A 15,802-nucleotide genomic window follows, 5' to 3' on the forward strand; every position below is an offset into this window, starting at 1 on the left:
GACCATGCAGTCGGCGTTGACGACTTTCTGCGCTTGGCGGCGTCGCTTCGAAGGAATGGTGCTCATCTCGCCGCGGATCTGTTCTCGGGCGCGGGCGGCATCAGTCTCGGGTTGGAGGAGGCGGGCTACGACGTGGTGATCGGCGCCGATCACTACGCCGCGGCAGTAGCCACCCACGCTCACCACTTCGCTGGGCTCTCCCTGGACTGGGACCTCGCCGACCCGGATGTCGTTGAACGTGTCGCGAGCCTGATCAAGGACGCCGGAATCGAGATCCTCGCGGGGGGGCCGCCCTGTCAACCATTTTCGAAAGCCGGGCGTTCGATGATCCGGCACCGGGTTCAGCTGGGTGAGCGGGACCCCCACGACGAGCGCCGCGACCTGTGGCGATCGTTCCTCGAGATCGCTACCTTCGCGCGTCCTCGGGCGATTCTCATGGAGAACGTGCCCGATCTCGCGTTGGACCGCGAGATGTTCATCTTCCGGTCGATCGTCGAGGAGCTCGAGCAGGACGGGTACTCCGTCCATACCCGGATCGTGGAGACTTGGCGCTACGGCGTACCCCAGATGAGGCAGCGTCTTTTGGTCGTCGCCCTCCGCGATGGGGTGTCATTCACCTGGCCGGCGGACTCCCCCACCAAGACGACCCTCTGGAATGCGATCGGTGAGCTCCCAGAGGTGGAGGGTGGCTGGCGCCCGAAAGGTGGCGCCCACGGATGGGCCGACTACGACGGCCCGGTCACCGAGTACCAGCGGAGGATGCGACGCGAGATCCCGCCGGGCGACGAACACAGGGTCTTTGACCACATCACCCGGCCGGTCCGCGAGGACGACCGGGCCGCCTTCGAGTCGATGACCCACGAAACCAAGTACTCGGATCTCGCTCCCGAACATCAGCGATACCGCAACGACATCTTCGACGACAAGTACAAGCGCCTGGACGAGAACGATCTGTCGCGAACCATCACCGCCCACATCGCCAAAGACGGCTACTGGTACATCCATCCCCGACAACCGAGAACGCTGACGGTCCGCGAGGCCGCCCGTATCCAGTCGTTCCCGGACCACTTCAGGTTCTCGGGACCGCCGTCTGCGGCTTTCAAGCAGATCGGTAACGCCGTGCCCCCCATGGTCGCTGCGGCGGTCGGCACGGCGATCAGGTCCGCGCTCGCTGCCGGTGACCGGATGCCCTTCACCACTCGCGAGATCGGAACCACGCTCGCCGACTGGTACGGCGGTCGACGGGACGGGGAGCTCGCGCTGCCCTGGCTGCGGTCAGGCTCGCGGTGGGTGTTCGTGGCCAGCGAGATCCTCCTTCACCGGGCCACCCGGACAGTGGTCAAGTCCTTCTACCCGGCCATCCAGAATCTCGACGTCGACCGGGGGGCGGTACCGAGCGAGCAGGTCCTCGCTCCGCTGGGTTATCTGGCAGACGGCGTGGGCAGATCGGCCCGTGCCGATCAACTCCGAGAACTCGCTGCCCAGATGGCGGCCCACCCCGACGAGCTCTGGGCGCCGGCCATCGATCGCGCACGCCTCCCAGTCATCGCGAACTCCGTCGCGGAACTGGCCGAACTAGCGGTGCCCACGTCGAGCGCCGACGGCCAAGAGTCGGAGGAGCCCGTGCTGACGGGGAAGGGCGTCCTCCGGGTCGCAAGCCGCTTCCTGGGAAACGACGTGGACAAGCGGAACAAGCAGACAGACGGACGCTTGGCCGTCGCCAGGCTCGTGGGTATCGGTGAGAGCTCGAGAGACGCGCAGCTGGGGCTCATCGAGCTCGCCGCATCGATCTGCCTGATCGACCGCCCCGTCTGTGAGCTCTGCCCGCTGCGGGAGCATTGCGCCCGGGCGAATGGAGCCATCGACGCGCCGACCTCGTTGTTCTGAGCGGCTCAGAACCCGAGCGACTTGGCGAGATCAGGCGACTCCTGCTTGAGGAGGTCCGAGATGGCGGTCAGCGCCTCGAAGTTGCCCGTCCTCACCAGTGCAGCCTTGATCGCCAGCCCGATCTCGGCGCCGTTGGACACCTCCTGCGACATCCCGGCGACACCGTTGCTGCGTCGCCGCGGGGCGTCCACCCGGTAGGCGTTGTTCGCGAGGATGCACAGCTCCGAGATCGGGCGGCCCAGCATCTGCTTCAGTTGCGGAGGTAGGGCCACCCGCATCTTGGCGACGTTGATGTTGAATGCGGCATCGAGGTCGGTGCCGAAATCGATCGACGCGCGCGCCAACTTGGTGTGTTCGTCGACCGCCCGAGTGCCTCCCCAGCCACCCCACTGCACGAGCCGGTTGGCGCGGTAGATGTACAAGCCCTGCTGACGGTTCCATTTGAGCGGGCCGGAGGCCTGGTCGAATGCCTCCGGCGATGAGAAGGCGTTCCGAGAGGGGAGGATGAACCGGCGGAGGTGCACCTTCCCAGCCAGGTCACCCACCATGACCTCGAATGACTCGTTGCCGAGCTCCTTGGTCTCCGGTTCCGCCCTCTGGAACGGGTCCCAAGAGGAGAGCCGCTCGTCGTTCAGCCAGATTTCGATCCGGCGTGCGTCTCCCTCGCCGGATAAAAATCGGTGGAACACCATCGAGAGGTGAGTTGCCAACTTCTCCCGGAGTCCGTCGAACCGGCGCTTCGCCCAGCCCCCGTTGGCCTGTTTCGCGGGGAGGATCCGGTCGAGCTTGTCCCAGATCACGACGGTTCCCGTATCACCCGCCAGAAGTTCACGCGCCCTGACGATCGCAGTGTCAGAAGGCGGTACCACCACGATCCAATCGTCGTACTCCGCGATCAAATCCAAGTCCAGCCGGCGAATCTGCGGTTCTTTCATCCGCGGGCTGCGACTGACCACGGTCACAGACCGCCCCTGCGACAGCGAGGCGGTTTTCAGTCCGAGCCCGTACCTACCGAGGTCGCCCAGTTCATACTCGCGCCGACTTCCGAATCGTAGTGATTCGATGACGCCGTTAACGGTCATGCCGGTCCCGTCATCAGCGATGAACACTCGGGAGTCCTCACCGTCGAAATCCATGATGACCCGTATCTTCTCCGCGCCGGCGCTGATCGAGTTGTCGATGAGGTCCGCGACCGCCGAACTGAAGTCGTAGCCGATATCCCTGAGCGATTCGGTCAACCTCGCGGCGGAGGGCGTAACAGAAGCGACGGCAACACCGGGATTCACGTGGCGGTTCTCTCTGTTTCCTCGAACTGGCGGATCGAATCGGACTACTCAGACCATAGTTGTCCAGCGGTACGACACCCCGACCTGACCCACCTTCCGCCGCACCCCCGAGCTGATCGTGGCGCGACGGCTCTAGCCATCGCGCGCCGCGGGCCGTCGTCGTCATCGTCGTCCCGCGTCGGCAGACGACGCCAGCCGCCCACCTGCACCTTTCCCACCCACCGGAAACAAACGGTGACGCGCGCCATAACGCGGTCACAGTGTCCTCATCCCTCCTCCGGACCGGACGCGCGCGGCGCGGCGGACGGCGGCACCCCCGGCACGCCGAGACCCTCATCGGCGAAAGGACACTCCATGGGCGACATCCGGGCCCTCGGCTACCTCAGAATCGACACCACCGACCTCGACCGCTGGCGCACCCTCGCCCACGACGTCCTCGACCTGGGCGTGGGCGCCGGCGGCGACGACGACACCCTCCACCTGCGCCTCGACGAGCGCGCCCGCCGCATCACGCTGCGCCGCGCCGAGAAGGACAACCTCGCCGCCGTGGGCTGGGAGGTGCGCGACGAGATCGCCCTCGACCGCGTCCGGGCCACCCTCACCGAGCACGGCATCGCCTACCGCGACCTCACCCACGACGAGACGCAGGCCATCAAGGTCGACGGCGCCATCACCCTGGAGGACCCCTGCGGCCAGCGCCTGGAGATCTTCCACGGCGCTGAGCTGGACCACTCCAAGGTCTCCACCAAGTACCGCACCGAGTTCGTCACCGACGAGCTGGGCCTGGGCCATCTCGTGGTCCCCACCACCGACTACGACGCCACCATCGGCTTCTACCGCGACGTGCTGGGCTTCCACACCCGCGGCGCGTTCCCGTTCCCGGCCGCCCCCGGCATGCCGCCGCTGCGCATCCAGTTCATGGGCGTCAACCCGCGCCACCACAGCTTCGCCGTGATGCCCGCCCCGCACATGGGCCCGGGGATCGTGCACATCATGCTCGAGGTGGCCGAGATGGACATGGTCGCCCAGGCCATGGAGCGCACCACCGAGCACGGGTTCGGCATCTCCTCCACCCTCGGCCGCCACACCAACGACAAGATGGTGTCCTACTACCTGCGCGCGCCCGGCGGCTGGGACATCGAGTACGGCTACGACGGCCTGATGGTGGACGAGGACCACTACCTGCCGCAGAACATCACCGCCGACAGCTACTGGGGCCACGACTGGTCCGGCAGCGAGCCCCTGGCCTGCACCATCCCGCTCGAGGAGACCGCCGCCGAGGCCGCGGCCGACTTCCTGTCCGAGCCCGTGGTGGAGAGCGTCTGACGCACTGACGCGCCCTACGCGCCCCTGACCTCGATCAGCTCCCACCACCGCGCGGGCATGGTGCTGGGCGCTCTGCACGGCCGCCGAGTGGCTACTGCGTCCACGCAGGTACCGCTCGTCGACCCGCTCCTCGGTGTAGGCGGTGACGATGTCGGCCGGGTCCTCCGCCTGGTCGACGCGGCCGTAGAAGAGGCCGTGCGGCAGGACGAGCATCGTCGCGGCAAAGCGGTCGCCGCCCGGCTACTGAGCCGGATGCGTGGTCCTCGGCCGGTGCTCACGGACCGGGAGTCCGAGGTCCTGCGCGCCGTGGCCGAGGGGGCTCGAGCAACCGGCAGCCCGCCGAGTCGCTGCACCTGTCCGAAGGCACGGTCAAGACCCATCTCGTGCATGTCTTGAGAGAGGGCGCTGTGAGACCGGCGCCGTCATCGTCCGGCGCAAGAACTCGGCCGTGATCCCGCCGGCGTGGCGGCTGTGCGGGGTCAGGCCGGCGAGCACCGGGAACGCGTGGACTGCCGAGTACCACCGATGGGTCTCGACGGGCCGCCCGGCCGCGTGAAGGCGTTCGGTCAGCTGGAGCGCGGCCGGTTCCACGAGTTCGCCCGCAGCCAGGGTGATCAGCGTCGGCGGAAACACCTCCGGATCGCAGGTGAGCATCGAGCGGCTGCTCTCCAGCCCGTCGGCGTGGTGCTGCCACAGCCTCTGGAACCGCTGCACCGTGACGGCCGGTTGGTAGGAGTCGCGCGTGGCCCACGGCCCCTCACGCACCTCGCCATCGACGTCGAGCAGGGGCGAGTAACCCACCATCGCGGCGGGCTGGCGGACGCCGTCGCGGTCGGCCAACTCGCAAATCGCGGCGGCCAGGTACCCGCCCGCCGAGTCCCCGGCCACCACGATCCGGTGATCCGCGGGCAGTTGCTCGGACAGAGCGCGATACCCGGCGTAGGCATCCGCGACCACGGTCGCCAGGTCGACCTCCGGCAGCATCCGGTAGTCCAGCGAGTGCACGGTCACGCCGAGGTCCATCGCCAGCCGGCCGCAGAGCCCACGGTGGGTGCCGGGGCCGCAGAAGACGAACGCGCCCCCGTGGAGGTAGAGCACGGACACGTCGGCCAGTGCGTCCGGGCCGACGGAATCGGGGGTCGAGGTCTCGGCCGCGGTGCCGCCGAGCATGGTCCGTTCCACTCGCACCCCGGCGGGGCCCGCCAGTCGCGAGAACCCGCGCTCGACTTCGGCCAGCCCCCGGATCCCGGCGCCGGTCATGGGCCAGAAGCGGTACACCTGACGGAGCGTCGCCCGCCCGGCCCAGTAGAGCAACCGGGACTGCAGGTCGACCTCACGATGGATGATCACGGAGGGGTCTGTCCGAGTGGTCAAGAGCGGGACGATCCTTGCGTTCGTAGGAGAGTGCGCTGCTTCCGGCGACCCTTGGCGGCCATCAGCGGCAGGAGGGCGGACGCCAGGCGGGGGAACGCGGCACCCAGCCTGGCCAGCGCCCCGCGCCTAGCCGGGACGGCCGTAACCGGGCGCCGCGACTCCAGCACCCTGCCCACCGCGCGCACCACGTCCTCCGACTGCAGGAGGACACCCGAGAACGACAGCGCCGCCTGCGGGTCCTCGAGTTTGTCGAAGAGCATCGGGGTCCAGATGCCGTCCGGGCAGATGCACGAGATGTCGATATCGTCCACCCCGGCCAGCCGCAAGTCGGCGGCCGTGCTGGAACTGAAGCCCATCACCGCGTGTTTGGACGCCGCGTAGACGGCCTCGCCCGGGACCGCGGAGATCCCCGCCAGCGAGACGATGTTGACGATGTGCCCGCCACTGCCGGTCGCGCCGGTGCCCGGGATACCAGCGCTGCGGCCGCGCATGGCCTCGATCGCGGCGACCGTGCCGTTGATCGTCCCCAGCGCGTTGACGTCCAGCATGAGCCGCCGCTGCTCGTCGGTCTGCTCCCACGCCGGGCCGGTGAGCAGGACGCCGGCGTTGTTGACCCACACGTCCACGCCCCCGGTCTCCGCGACCAGCCGGTCCCGGGCCTCGTCGACCTGCCCGCGATCGCGGATGTCGACAGCGGCCCAGAGCGCACCCCGCCCGATCTCCGCGGCCGCCGTCCGGGACGACTGCTCGTCCAGATCGGTGATCATGACGCGATACCCGCGGTCGGCCAGCAGGCCCGCGATATCTCGGCCCAAGCCGCGACCGGCCCCGGTCACGAGCGCGCTGCGGGTCCTCGTCGTCGTCTTCACTTCCCGTCCTTCAGGCCGGAGCGGAGTTCGCCGTAGGAGATCCCACCGTGGCAGTACGTCGGCACCACCGGCCAGAAGCGCTTCCACGGCGCCAGCTCGGTGGAGGGCAGGATCTGCAGCCAGCGCGGGTCGGCCGGGCACGGGTCGGCGAGGGTCTTCTCCTTGATCATGGAGTCGTACTGGTCCAGCGCGTCCTCGAGGGTGTTGGCGTTGGGGCAGATCTCGCGGCCGTACTCGCGGTGGTAGCGCCGGACGCCGGGGATCTTCGACAGCTCCGGCTGCCAATTGTCCAGGGAGATGCCGTTCTCGGAGGACACCCATACGCCGTCCGGGGTGTTGATGACCAGCGAGTGGTTGCCGTCCGTGTGGCCGGGCGTCCACAGCAGGGCGATGCCGGGGCCGAGCTCGATGTCGCCGTCGAACACGGCGAACCTGTCCCGGTGGACGCCGTCGAGTCCGTCCTCGACGTACCAGGCCCACTGCATGGGGTGCAGGTCCTCCAGGGTGGCCAGTTCGCGGCGGTGCACGAGCAGCTGCGCGTCGCCGAACAGCGGGGTGCGCGGCGCCGGCTCGCCCGCGATCACCTCGTTCGAGCCGAGAATCATCCGGGGGTCCTGCACGTGCAGGTGGTCGAACGTGAGGAAGTCCACGTCCTCCGGCCGCAGTCCCACCTTGGCCAGGGCCTCGCCGGGCTCGTTGAAGTACTTCAGAATCGCCTTGCTGGCCAGGCGGCCGCCGGGGACGGCGTCGACCAGCCTCTCCAGATTGGCGTAGAACGGCGCCTTGGCGGAACCGGCGGGGACGGTCGGCTCGAACACCAGGGTGCGGGGCCGAACGTTCCAGTCGTCGTACTGGACCACCACCATGCGGTTGATCATGGTGACCAACGGCAGGCTGGGCACCGACACCGCGTTGTCGAAGGCGTACTTGACCGGGTACGGCGCCCCGGCCACGTCGACTGACCGCACCGCCCGCACCTGCCCCTGCTGCACGAACCGCTTCTTGTACTCGGCGGCCGCCGAGCGCACCGCCCTCAGCCGCTCGCCCCGCGGCCACACGTCGTGGACGCCGTCGAATTCGGGGATCGGCCGCGCGCCGATCTGCTCGAGCATGGGTCCGGACACCTGGTCCGAACGCGGTGGATCTTCGCGCAGCATCGTTCGCTCCTCCTCGCCGATGGGGTGGCCGCCCGGGGGGCGCCGGTCGTTCCCGCGGTCGACACCAGCATCCGGTGTCCGGCGGCTGGAAACTTGTGTCAGGGCGACAGGTTGGTGGTCCGCCTCAGCTCCCCGGGGGACATACCGAACCACCGGCGCGCCGCGTGGCTGAGCGTGGCCTGCTCGGCGAAACCGACCAGGTCGGCGATCTGGGTGAAGGACAGGTCGCTGGTCGTGATGAACCGGTGCGCGCGATCCCGACGCAGGTCGTCGACGACCCGGCCGTAGGTGGTGTCGACGGCGGCGAGGCGACGTTGCAGCGTCCGCGGGTGGAGCAGGAGCGCCCCGGCCACCTCGGCGAGCGTGGGGACGCGGCCGGGAAGGCGCTCCCCCACGAGGCGGCGCACCTGGTGAGCCACCGAGTCCGACGGGTCGGAGTACGAGCCCGTCAGGTGATCGAGGGCCGCGCGACGGAGATCCTCATCCGCGGAGGCGAACGTGGCATCCAACATCCGACGGTCGACGCACAGCGCGGCCGCGGGCCGGTCGAACTTCACGTCGACGCCGAAGAAGCCCAGATACCGGCCGACCGGCGAGAGTGGTCCGTGCGGCACCTCCACCGACCGCAACCCGGTGGACTGCCCGACCAGATGCACGGCCACCCGGTAGAACACCCCCAGCCCCAACTCGGCGGCCTGCGGCGAGTACGGCGACTCGGTCAGTTCCTTGCGGTACGTCAGGGCGATCACGCCGCGCCGGCCCCACGGGTCGTCGGCGACCTCGATCCTCAGCGCGGGGCTGTGCACGAACATGAACCGAGCCGCGCACTCCAGTGCCTCCGCGGGGGTCTGCGACGATCCGATCGCGCGCGCGATGGGGCCGAGAATCGTCACGTCCTGCCGTTCGGCCAGCCGCAGACCGAGGTCCGGGCAGCGCAGGTGGGCTGCCGCCACATCGAGCATCCGGTCGTGGTCGGTGATCGACAGCAGCCCGTCCTCGTCCGCCAACGTCTCTGGCTCGATGCCGAACCGCGCGAGCAGCCGATCCGGATCTCCGCCGAGTTCGGTGACGAGCTCAGCGAACCCGCGCAGGCTCGCGGCGCGGATCAACGGCTGCATCGACGTCGCCTGTCCTTTCGCGTGCGGAGTCCCCGAGGAGCCGCGGTCGAGGACGTCTCCGCGGAGCCACACGTGGTTCGACCATCCTCGCTCCACCTCGCCCCGACGTCCGGCCCTACCCGCCGCCCCTGACCTCGATCAGCTCCCACTGCCGGACCGGCCCGGGGGCGTGGGCCCGGCACATCGTGAAGATCGGCTCCGAGTAAGTTTCGCGCAGCCACACCTCGACCGGACCGTGCGGGCCCTCGAGCGTCACCTCGACGTGCTCGTCCCGTTCGACCACGCGGGCCGGGGCAAAGGCGTCGATGCGGTCGTCGGGCACCACCGCACGGGCGTGATGCTGCGCGCTCTGCACGGCCGCCGAATGGCTACTGCGTCCACGCAGGTACCGCTCGTCGACGCGGCCCTCGGTGTAGCGGGTGACGATGTCAGCCGGATCCTCCGCCTGGTCGACGCGGCCGTAGAAGAGACCGTGCGGCAGGACGAGCATCGTCGCGGCGAAGCGGTCGCCACCGAGGTGCGAGCACTCCCAGGTCGCCTCCGGATACCGCTCGGCGATCCGCGCCGCCGCGCTGCGCCCCCTCACGGCGCAGCACTGATCGTGCTTCCCGTGCGCGCACACCGCGACCAGAGGCTCGGCCGACGGGACGCCGGCGGAACCGTCGAGGGGGATCTCGGCGTACCCGACCGGGCCGTCGACCTCGCCCCACCGCAGCGACTCGTGCCCGGGCCGGGCGTCGGCGAGCGCCCACCGCCAGCGTCGCTCCTCTGTATGACGACGACGACCCGGCCTGCGGATCGCGGCAACCCTTACATCCGCTTCCTGGGCGCGCCCGGCGATCTCGCGACCCAGCTCGGGCGGAAGGAGACCCGGCGAGTCCAGCAACGCCGAATACCCCCACGGGCCGGACAGCTCGACCATCAGCCACCGCAACCCCCGGGAGCCCGACCCGTCCAGGGGATCGCCGCGGCGCAACGACGAGTCGCTGCACGGCTCCCAGTCCGCAGGCCTGCTCACAGCGCCACCACCACACCCTCCTTCAGTAGTCGGCGGAGGACCACCAGTCCGTCGTCGGCATCGAGGCCGGGCAGCGAACCGGCGCTCACGGGGTCACCCTCGAGGACAGCGCGCAGGGCGGAAGCGCATACCGCCGGGAACGTCACCGACTTGGTGGGCAGCCTCAACACCACCGTGCCGGGATTGGCGGCGGCGGCGTCGGAGTCGGTGCAGTCCACACGTGCATGGAGCCCCTCGCGCAGGTGCAGCCGGGTGTCGGGCTCGAGGGCAGCGACGGCGTCGAGGGTGGCCAACGGGCGGATCGCGGCGGGTCTGATGAGATCGAGGTACTTGCCAGCCAGCGCGTCGCCGGCGAGAGCGCTGAGCTGCTCCTGCTTCTCGGCGATCAGCCGGGCCAGCACGTCGAGGACCTCGCGGGCGTGGGGCTCGGCGCGCGCGGCATCGACCGGGGCGAGCCCGAACGGCAACGACGCCCGCAGCTCCGCCTCCGAGGCCAGTGCCTCGATCATCGCCGTGGCGACGTCATGCCCGGTCAAGGGGGCCACGCCCACCGTGAGGTGGATGGAGGTATCGCCCTGCGCCTCGGCGGAGTGGATCCAGCCGCGCGGCAAGTAGAGGCAGTCCCCCGGCTCGAGCACGGTGTCGATGACCGGCTCGTCCTTCGCCCGTTCGGCGATCGCCTCGCGGTGATCGGTCCACGGCTGATCCGCAAGCGGATGGTGGTGGACGGGCTCGTGCACCCGCCACCGCTTGGTGCCGGACACCTGGAGCACAAAGACGTCATGGACGTCGTAGTGCGGATCGAACCCGCGATTCGCGGGCGGGGTGATGTAGGCGTTGGTCTGCACCGGATGCCCGATGTCCGAGGTCATGCCGCGGACGAAGTCGATGATCGGCGGCCAGAACCGGTGCAGCCCCTGCAGGACCAGCGTCGCCCCGGCGGCGTACTGCGTGAGCACGCCGTCGGGGTCGAGCTGATCGGCGATCTGCGCCCCGAACCCCGCGGAGCGGGTGAAGCACGCCCGGTCGACGAGCGTGCCCTCCCGCGCCATCCGGACGAACGGCGTGCGCACCCCGCGCTCGGCGACGATCTCGTCGACCATCCCGGGTGAGAGCAGATCGGCGTAGTCGCGCGGCAGCTCGGCCGCCCGGGTCAGCAGGGGCCGCTGCCCCCACACCCCCGCAGCGAACTCATCCGAGCTGCACGCGACGCACCGATGAAGCGCCCGCAATTACTGGGTGCCGTCAGCGCCGCCGTCGGCACCATCCGGGTTGGAACCGCCGTCGGCCACCCCTTCGCCGGTGTTCGCTGAGCCATCGGCGGAACCGTCCGCGCCGCCGTCGTGACCGTCCGGGTTCGAACCGCCGTCAGCCAAGCCCTCGCCCTCGCCCTTCATGTGGTGGGCGGACCCGTCGGCGCCGCCGTCATGGCCGCCCGGGTTGGAACCGCCGTCGGCGATGCCCTCGCCCTGAGCGCCGGACGTGGTGATGTCGTCGTCGTTGATAGCCATCTGCGTTCCTCTCGTCGGTGCAGGCGTGAACCTGCAGGGAGTCGTGCGATCTGGCCACGTGTTCCGGCAGCACGCCGGGACACGAGGGGCTTGCAGTTCCACTATGGCACTGGACCGGCCTCTATACGACCGAAGCCGCCGCCGGTTCGGCGTGACCGGGCGACCGCATCGTTTCCGGGCGGCGGCGGTCGTCGTCGTCGTCGTCGAACTATCCCCGCGCTACCCCGAACCCGCAGTTGACCCGGGACGGGTGGGCATCAGAGGCTGACGCCGCCGGGACCCCGGCCCAGCGCCTCGGTGACGGAGGCGAACATCGTGGACTTGATGGCGCCGAGAGTGGTGCGGTCCTTGCCGAGGATCGGCTGGAGACGCCCGAGCGCCGCGGTGACGATCTCGGCCTCCGCAGCGGTCGCGTCGACGAGGCCCGCCTCCTTCGCCTCGGCCCCGGGGTAGCGGTGGCCCGTGCTCATCGCGGTCATGGCCGTCTGCGGGGTCGTCTTGGCCTGGATCAGCGCCGCCATGCCGGGAGTGAACGGGATGTTGATGTCCACCTCGGGGAAACAGAAGTAGCCGCGGTCGTCGCGCATCACCCGGTAGTCGTGGGCCATCGCGAGCATCGCGCCGCCGCCGAAGGCGTGCCCGTTGACCGCGGCGGCCGTCGGCAGGGAGAACGTCAGGACGCGCGAGAACAGCTCGTGGATCCGGCCGACGTACCAGTCCAGGCGGTCCGAGTTGGCCATGAGCCAGTCGAGGTCGAGGCCGTTGGAATAGAACTTGCCCGACCCCACGGTGACGAGCCCCTTCGCGGACTGCTCGACCTCATCGAGGTGGGCGTTGATCGCGTCGAGCCGGTCCGGGGAGAAGCGGTTCTCGTCGCTACCGAGCGTGAGGACGGCGATGTCCTCGTGGTGGGTCAGGGTCGGGGTCATGGGTGGTCCTCTCGGGTTGTGGCTTGTGGGGTGTGGGTGGGTCGGGGTCGGGGTTCGGCGGTCGACCGCTACTCGTCTAGGAAATCCTGGATCCACCGGCGAATGTCTGCCAGGGTCCCCGCATCCACCTGGCCGGCATGGCCGACAACACGCTGGCGCGAAAGTGTGCGCACCTGCTCGGTCATCGCCCAGGAGTCGCGGTCGAACACGTCTCCACAGAGCAGGACGTGGCTCGACCATCCGCGATCCACCGACGTCACCGGAACCACCATCACGAGAGTATCGGCGAGGGAGATGTGCGCGCGCGACGAGACCACCACCGCGGGCCGGCGACCGCTCTGCTCACGACCCGCCACGGGATCGAGGACAACCCATATGACTTCCCCGGGAGTCGGGTCAGGCATCCTGCGCCCGCTCCCACCACTCGGACTCCTCGCGGTAGGACGCCAGATCCTCAGGCGATGTCGCGTCTATCTCCGCACGCAGGCGCTCGAGCCGCCGTTGCTTCTCGGCGAGTGAGGCGAGATACGCCAGATGATCGCCCAGCGTGCGGCGCTCCTCGGCGGCCTGCCTCTTCAGGAGATCCCGGAGGTCGCGACTCACCTTGATCGTCGTGTGGGACATACCGAAAGTATACCGGCGGTCATACCGCAGAGATAGCGAACTCCTCGCGAGCCCTGTGCACAAGAGCCGCCGCCCGGTCTGCGTGACCGGGCGGCGGCTCTCGCCTGTGTGCGACTGCGGGGCCTCGTCGTCGTCGTACTCCCGACCAGCTCAGCCCGCGACTGGCCACTCGACCAGCAGTTGCGCTACTTGACCAGCAGCTCCGCGATCTGGATGGTGTTGAGCGCCGCGCCCTTGCGCAGGTTGTCGCCCGCCACCATGAGGTTGAGGCCCTTGTTGCCCTCGATCGACTGATCCTGACGGATCCGGCCCACCAGCGACTCGTCGATGCCCGCCGCATCCAGCGGGGTCGGCACGTCCACGACCTTGACGCCCGGCGCCTTCGCCAGCAGCTCGCGCGCCTGCTCCGGCGTGATGTCCTTGTCGAACTCCGCGTTGATGCTCAGCGTGTGACCGGTGAACACCGGCACGCGCACGCAGGTGCCCGCGACCCGCAGCTCCGGCAGGTCGAGGATCTTGCGCGACTCGTTGCGCAGCTTCTGCTCCTCGTCCGTCTCCTCGGACCCGTCGTCGACGAGCCCGCCCGCGAGCGGCAGCACGTTGAACGCGATCGGCGCGACGTACGGGCCGTGGTCATCGACCTTCAGCGCCGAGCCGTCGTGCACCAACTCGTGGCCCGCGCCGACGTTGCCGGTGATCTGGTCGTTGAGCGTGTCCACGCCGGCGAGCCCGGACCCGGAGACCGCCTGGTACGTCGACACGACCAGGCGCTTGAGGCCCGCCGCGTCGTGCAGCGCCTTGAGCACCGGCATCGCGGCCATCGTGGTGCAGTTGGGGTTGGCGATGATGCCCTTGGGTGGGTTCTTCGCCGCGCCGGGGTTCACCTCGGAGACGACGAGCGGGACGTCGGGGTCCTTGCGCCACGCGCTGGAATTGTCGACGACGACGGCGCCGGCCGCGGCGAACCGAGGGGCCTGCTCCTTGGACATCGTGCCGCCCGCGGAGAACAGGGCGATATCGATCCCCTCCAGCTCCTCGTCGGGCGTGTTGGCGGTGTCCTCGACGACGATGTCCTCACCGCGGAACGGCAGCGTGGTGCCGGCGGACCGGGCGGACGCGAAGAAACGGACCTTGTCAGCCGGGAAGTCCCGCTCCTCCAGCAGGGCGCGCATCACGCGCCCCACCTGGCCCGTGGCTCCGACTACGGCGACAGTGGTCATCGAAAAGGTCAACTCCTGAAAGGTTGGTCCCGGCCCGCCGCGGACGGGTTCTCCGCCCTGCGCTCGACCGACCGGCAGTACCCCATCCTACCGGGGTCGCCCAGCTCGGACAGCGGCGTGCGTCACACCCGGCCGCGCTTCGGGCACGAACACCACGCAAGGCGAGGCCGGGGCGGAGCGCGGGCGGCGGGGCACGCCCCGCCATCCGGTCGCTCGCCCCCCCGGCCTCGCCGTCCGGAGGAATTCGCCTGTATCGGCCGAGTGGCGTTGCGCAAATTCCTCTTCTCGGCGAGGACCGCGGTGCTCGCCGAGGGGGTCGACGTCCTGGGCCAGAGGCCGTGGCATCGCTATCCACACCCCTCGGCCCCATCCACAGGTCGACGCGGATCCCTGCTCTGCGCCCCTGCCAGTCAACGTCCGCTTGGCAGAGTCACGGTCCGTGAGCGCAGAATCCCGCACCGCCCCCATCCGCACAGCCCCCATCCGCACCCGCGACCTGCGGCACCTGACCGGAAGCCGCGTCACGAACCGCGGTTACACCCGCCTGCACCACGGACTGTGGGTCCGGGACCACGTGCACGTCGACGCCTGGGCGCGGGCCGAAGCGCTCATGACGCTCTACCCGGACGCGACGTTGACCGGGTGGATCGCAGCCACGCTCTATGGGCACGACTTCCCGCCGCGCGAGTTCGCGGACGATGTGGTGGCGCCCGGCCGGCGGATCGAACGGCCCGGGCTGGCGGGCTGGCAGTACCGGATCCCGCCCGAGCACATCCACGTGCTGACGTCGGGACGTTCCCCCGACATCCGCATCGCCAGCCCCGAGTGGGTCTTGTTCGACATCGCTCGTCGCGAACCGCGCGTCGAGGCCATCTGCGCGCTCGACGCCTCCACCACCATGGGCGTCCTACCGATCAGCCGCCTACCGGCCCTGGTGGAGGACATGCACGGCGTCCGCGGTCGCCGGACTGTTCTCGAGAGGATCGAGGAGGTCGACACAGATGCCGAGTCGCCCTGGGAAACCCGGACGCGGCTGTTCCTACTCGAGAACGGTCTGACCGGATTCGTCCTGCAGCACCGGGTCCCCGAGTTCAGGTATCGCCTGGACATCGCCTGGCCGGAGTTGAAGGTGGCGGTGGAATACGACGGAGGGGACCATCGCACGAAAGAGCAGCAGGCGAAGGACGAGATCCGACGGAACCGGCTTCGGGCGGCCGGCTGGTACATCGAGGTGGTCACCGCGACCTCGCTCGTCCGCACCCCCGGCGAGATCCTGGCCCACGTGCGCGCAGCCCTCCACCGCCGCGGCTACGGGAGCTTTCGCGGCTGAACCGACCGATTCGGACGACGAGCCGCGGCGGGTGATCGCCGAGCAGAGGATTTCGCACTGAGCCACTCGGGCGATACAGGCGAATTCCTCTGCTCGGCGGGGCGCCGGGTGCGCGGGGCGGCGCGGGGGGCGCCGGGTGCGCGGGGCGCCGGG

The 15,802-nt window shown here is 69.6% G+C and carries 15 protein-coding genes and 1 pseudogene; 3 read left to right on the top strand and 13 right to left on the bottom strand.

The genetic code is table 11. The features are described 5' to 3' along the window. The first annotated feature begins 33 nt into the window (after positions 1 to 33). A complete protein-coding gene (gene dcm, locus Q2K20_RS13915) occupies positions 34 to 1,887 on the top strand; it encodes a DNA (cytosine-5-)-methyltransferase (protein WP_317176860.1) in 1,854 nt (617 codons plus the stop codon). A gap of 5 nt (positions 1,888 to 1,892) precedes the next feature. On the opposite strand, the gene Q2K20_RS13920 is transcribed toward dcm, so the two are convergent. Next, positions 1,893 to 3,173 carry an ATP-binding protein gene (locus Q2K20_RS13920; RefSeq protein WP_317176861.1) on the bottom strand — a complete coding sequence of 427 codons (1,281 nt, stop codon included), beginning with the start codon at positions 3,171 to 3,173 and terminating at the stop codon, positions 1,893 to 1,895. A 354-nt stretch (positions 3,174 to 3,527) separates the two neighbouring features. Between Q2K20_RS13920 and Q2K20_RS13925 the strand changes: the two genes are divergently transcribed. Further along, positions 3,528 to 4,499, top strand: a complete 972-nt coding sequence (locus tag Q2K20_RS13925) for a VOC family protein (protein WP_317176862.1) — start codon at positions 3,528 to 3,530, stop codon at positions 4,497 to 4,499. A gap of 30 nt (positions 4,500 to 4,529) precedes the next feature. Here the strand turns inward: Q2K20_RS13925 and Q2K20_RS13930 are convergent. The 12 genes and pseudogenes from Q2K20_RS13930 to Q2K20_RS13985 form a co-directional block, all read right to left on the bottom strand. Continuing rightward, positions 4,530 to 4,736: pseudogene (locus Q2K20_RS13930) on the bottom strand (sucrase ferredoxin); the annotation flags it as partial. A 132-nt stretch (positions 4,737 to 4,868) separates the two neighbouring features. Continuing rightward, positions 4,869 to 5,873: an alpha/beta hydrolase gene (locus Q2K20_RS13935; RefSeq protein ID WP_317176863.1), complete on the bottom strand. Its 1,005-nt coding sequence runs from the start codon at positions 5,871 to 5,873 to the stop codon at positions 4,869 to 4,871. Further along, the gene (locus Q2K20_RS13940; RefSeq protein WP_317176864.1) at positions 5,870 to 6,742 is read right to left on the bottom strand and encodes an SDR family oxidoreductase; all 873 of its coding nucleotides are present in this window, start codon (positions 6,740 to 6,742) and stop codon (positions 5,870 to 5,872) included. Before Q2K20_RS13940 ends, Q2K20_RS13935 begins: the two co-directional genes overlap by 4 nt. Next, a complete protein-coding gene (locus Q2K20_RS13945; protein ID WP_317176865.1) occupies positions 6,739 to 7,899 on the bottom strand; it encodes a hypothetical protein in 1,161 nt (386 codons plus the stop codon). Before Q2K20_RS13945 ends, Q2K20_RS13940 begins: the two co-directional genes overlap by 4 nt. Positions 7,900 to 7,997: 98 nt before the next feature. Beyond that, a complete protein-coding gene (locus Q2K20_RS13950; RefSeq protein WP_120284854.1) occupies positions 7,998 to 9,017 on the bottom strand; it encodes an AraC family transcriptional regulator in 1,020 nt (339 codons plus the stop codon). Between the two features lie 115 nt (positions 9,018 to 9,132). Next, on the bottom strand, positions 9,133 to 9,939 hold the full coding sequence (locus Q2K20_RS13955; protein WP_313312750.1) for a sucrase ferredoxin: 807 nt from the start codon (positions 9,937 to 9,939) through the stop codon (positions 9,133 to 9,135). Between the two features lie 92 nt (positions 9,940 to 10,031). Then, entirely contained in the window at positions 10,032 to 11,267 is a 1,236-nt protein-coding gene (locus tag Q2K20_RS13960; RefSeq protein ID WP_313312715.1) for a cupin domain-containing protein, read from the bottom strand. Further along, the gene (locus tag Q2K20_RS13965) at positions 11,268 to 11,546 is read right to left on the bottom strand and encodes a hypothetical protein (protein ID WP_061917080.1); all 279 of its coding nucleotides are present in this window, start codon (positions 11,544 to 11,546) and stop codon (positions 11,268 to 11,270) included. 257 nt (positions 11,547 to 11,803) lie between these two features. Next, on the bottom strand, positions 11,804 to 12,475 hold the full coding sequence (locus Q2K20_RS13970; protein ID WP_132063757.1) for an enoyl-CoA hydratase/isomerase family protein: 672 nt from the start codon (positions 12,473 to 12,475) through the stop codon (positions 11,804 to 11,806). A 68-nt stretch (positions 12,476 to 12,543) separates the two neighbouring features. After that, the gene (locus Q2K20_RS13975) at positions 12,544 to 12,879 is read right to left on the bottom strand and encodes a type II toxin-antitoxin system PemK/MazF family toxin (RefSeq protein ID WP_313312713.1); all 336 of its coding nucleotides are present in this window, start codon (positions 12,877 to 12,879) and stop codon (positions 12,544 to 12,546) included. Continuing rightward, on the bottom strand, positions 12,872 to 13,099 hold the full coding sequence (locus Q2K20_RS13980) for a hypothetical protein (RefSeq protein WP_283467825.1): 228 nt from the start codon (positions 13,097 to 13,099) through the stop codon (positions 12,872 to 12,874). Before Q2K20_RS13980 ends, Q2K20_RS13975 begins: the two co-directional genes overlap by 8 nt. A gap of 185 nt (positions 13,100 to 13,284) precedes the next feature. After that, on the bottom strand, positions 13,285 to 14,319 hold the full coding sequence (locus tag Q2K20_RS13985) for an aspartate-semialdehyde dehydrogenase (protein ID WP_269528881.1): 1,035 nt from the start codon (positions 14,317 to 14,319) through the stop codon (positions 13,285 to 13,287). Positions 14,320 to 14,758: 439 nt separating this feature from the next. Here Q2K20_RS13985 and Q2K20_RS13990 point away from each other — a divergent pair, with 439 nt between their 5' ends. Beyond that, a complete protein-coding gene (locus Q2K20_RS13990) occupies positions 14,759 to 15,649 on the top strand; it encodes an endonuclease domain-containing protein (protein ID WP_235027945.1) in 891 nt (296 codons plus the stop codon). Positions 15,650 to 15,802 lie beyond the last annotated feature (153 nt).

Source organism: Dietzia sp. IN118 (assembly GCF_032905965.1).
Lineage (GTDB): Bacteria > Actinomycetota > Actinomycetes > Mycobacteriales > Mycobacteriaceae > Dietzia > Dietzia kunjamensis.

What these genes read in the sequence shown, in the direction of transcription:
- Q2K20_RS13975 (WP_313312713.1), bottom strand. Translation starts at nt 12,879, where the DNA reads ATGCCTGACCCGACTCCCGGGGAAGTCATATGGGTTGTCCTCGATCCC.
- Q2K20_RS13955 (WP_313312750.1), bottom strand. Translation starts at nt 9,939, where the DNA reads ATGGTCGAGCTGTCCGGCCCGTGGGGGTATTCGGCGTTGCTGGACTCG.
- Q2K20_RS13925 (WP_317176862.1), top strand. Translation starts at nt 3,528, where the DNA reads ATGGGCGACATCCGGGCCCTCGGCTACCTCAGAATCGACACCACCGAC.
- Q2K20_RS13965 (WP_061917080.1), bottom strand. Translation starts at nt 11,546, where the DNA reads ATGGCTATCAACGACGACGACATCACCACGTCCGGCGCTCAGGGCGAG.
- Q2K20_RS13970 (WP_132063757.1), bottom strand. Translation starts at nt 12,475, where the DNA reads ATGACCCCGACCCTGACCCACCACGAGGACATCGCCGTCCTCACGCTC.
- Q2K20_RS13985 (WP_269528881.1), bottom strand. Translation starts at nt 14,319, where the DNA reads ATGACCACTGTCGCCGTAGTCGGAGCCACGGGCCAGGTGGGGCGCGTG.
- Q2K20_RS13950 (WP_120284854.1), bottom strand. Translation starts at nt 9,017, where the DNA reads ATGCAGCCGTTGATCCGCGCCGCGAGCCTGCGCGGGTTCGCTGAGCTC.
- Q2K20_RS13980 (WP_283467825.1), bottom strand. Translation starts at nt 13,099, where the DNA reads ATGTCCCACACGACGATCAAGGTGAGTCGCGACCTCCGGGATCTCCTG.
- Q2K20_RS13945 (WP_317176865.1), bottom strand. Translation starts at nt 7,899, where the DNA reads ATGCTGCGCGAAGATCCACCGCGTTCGGACCAGGTGTCCGGACCCATG.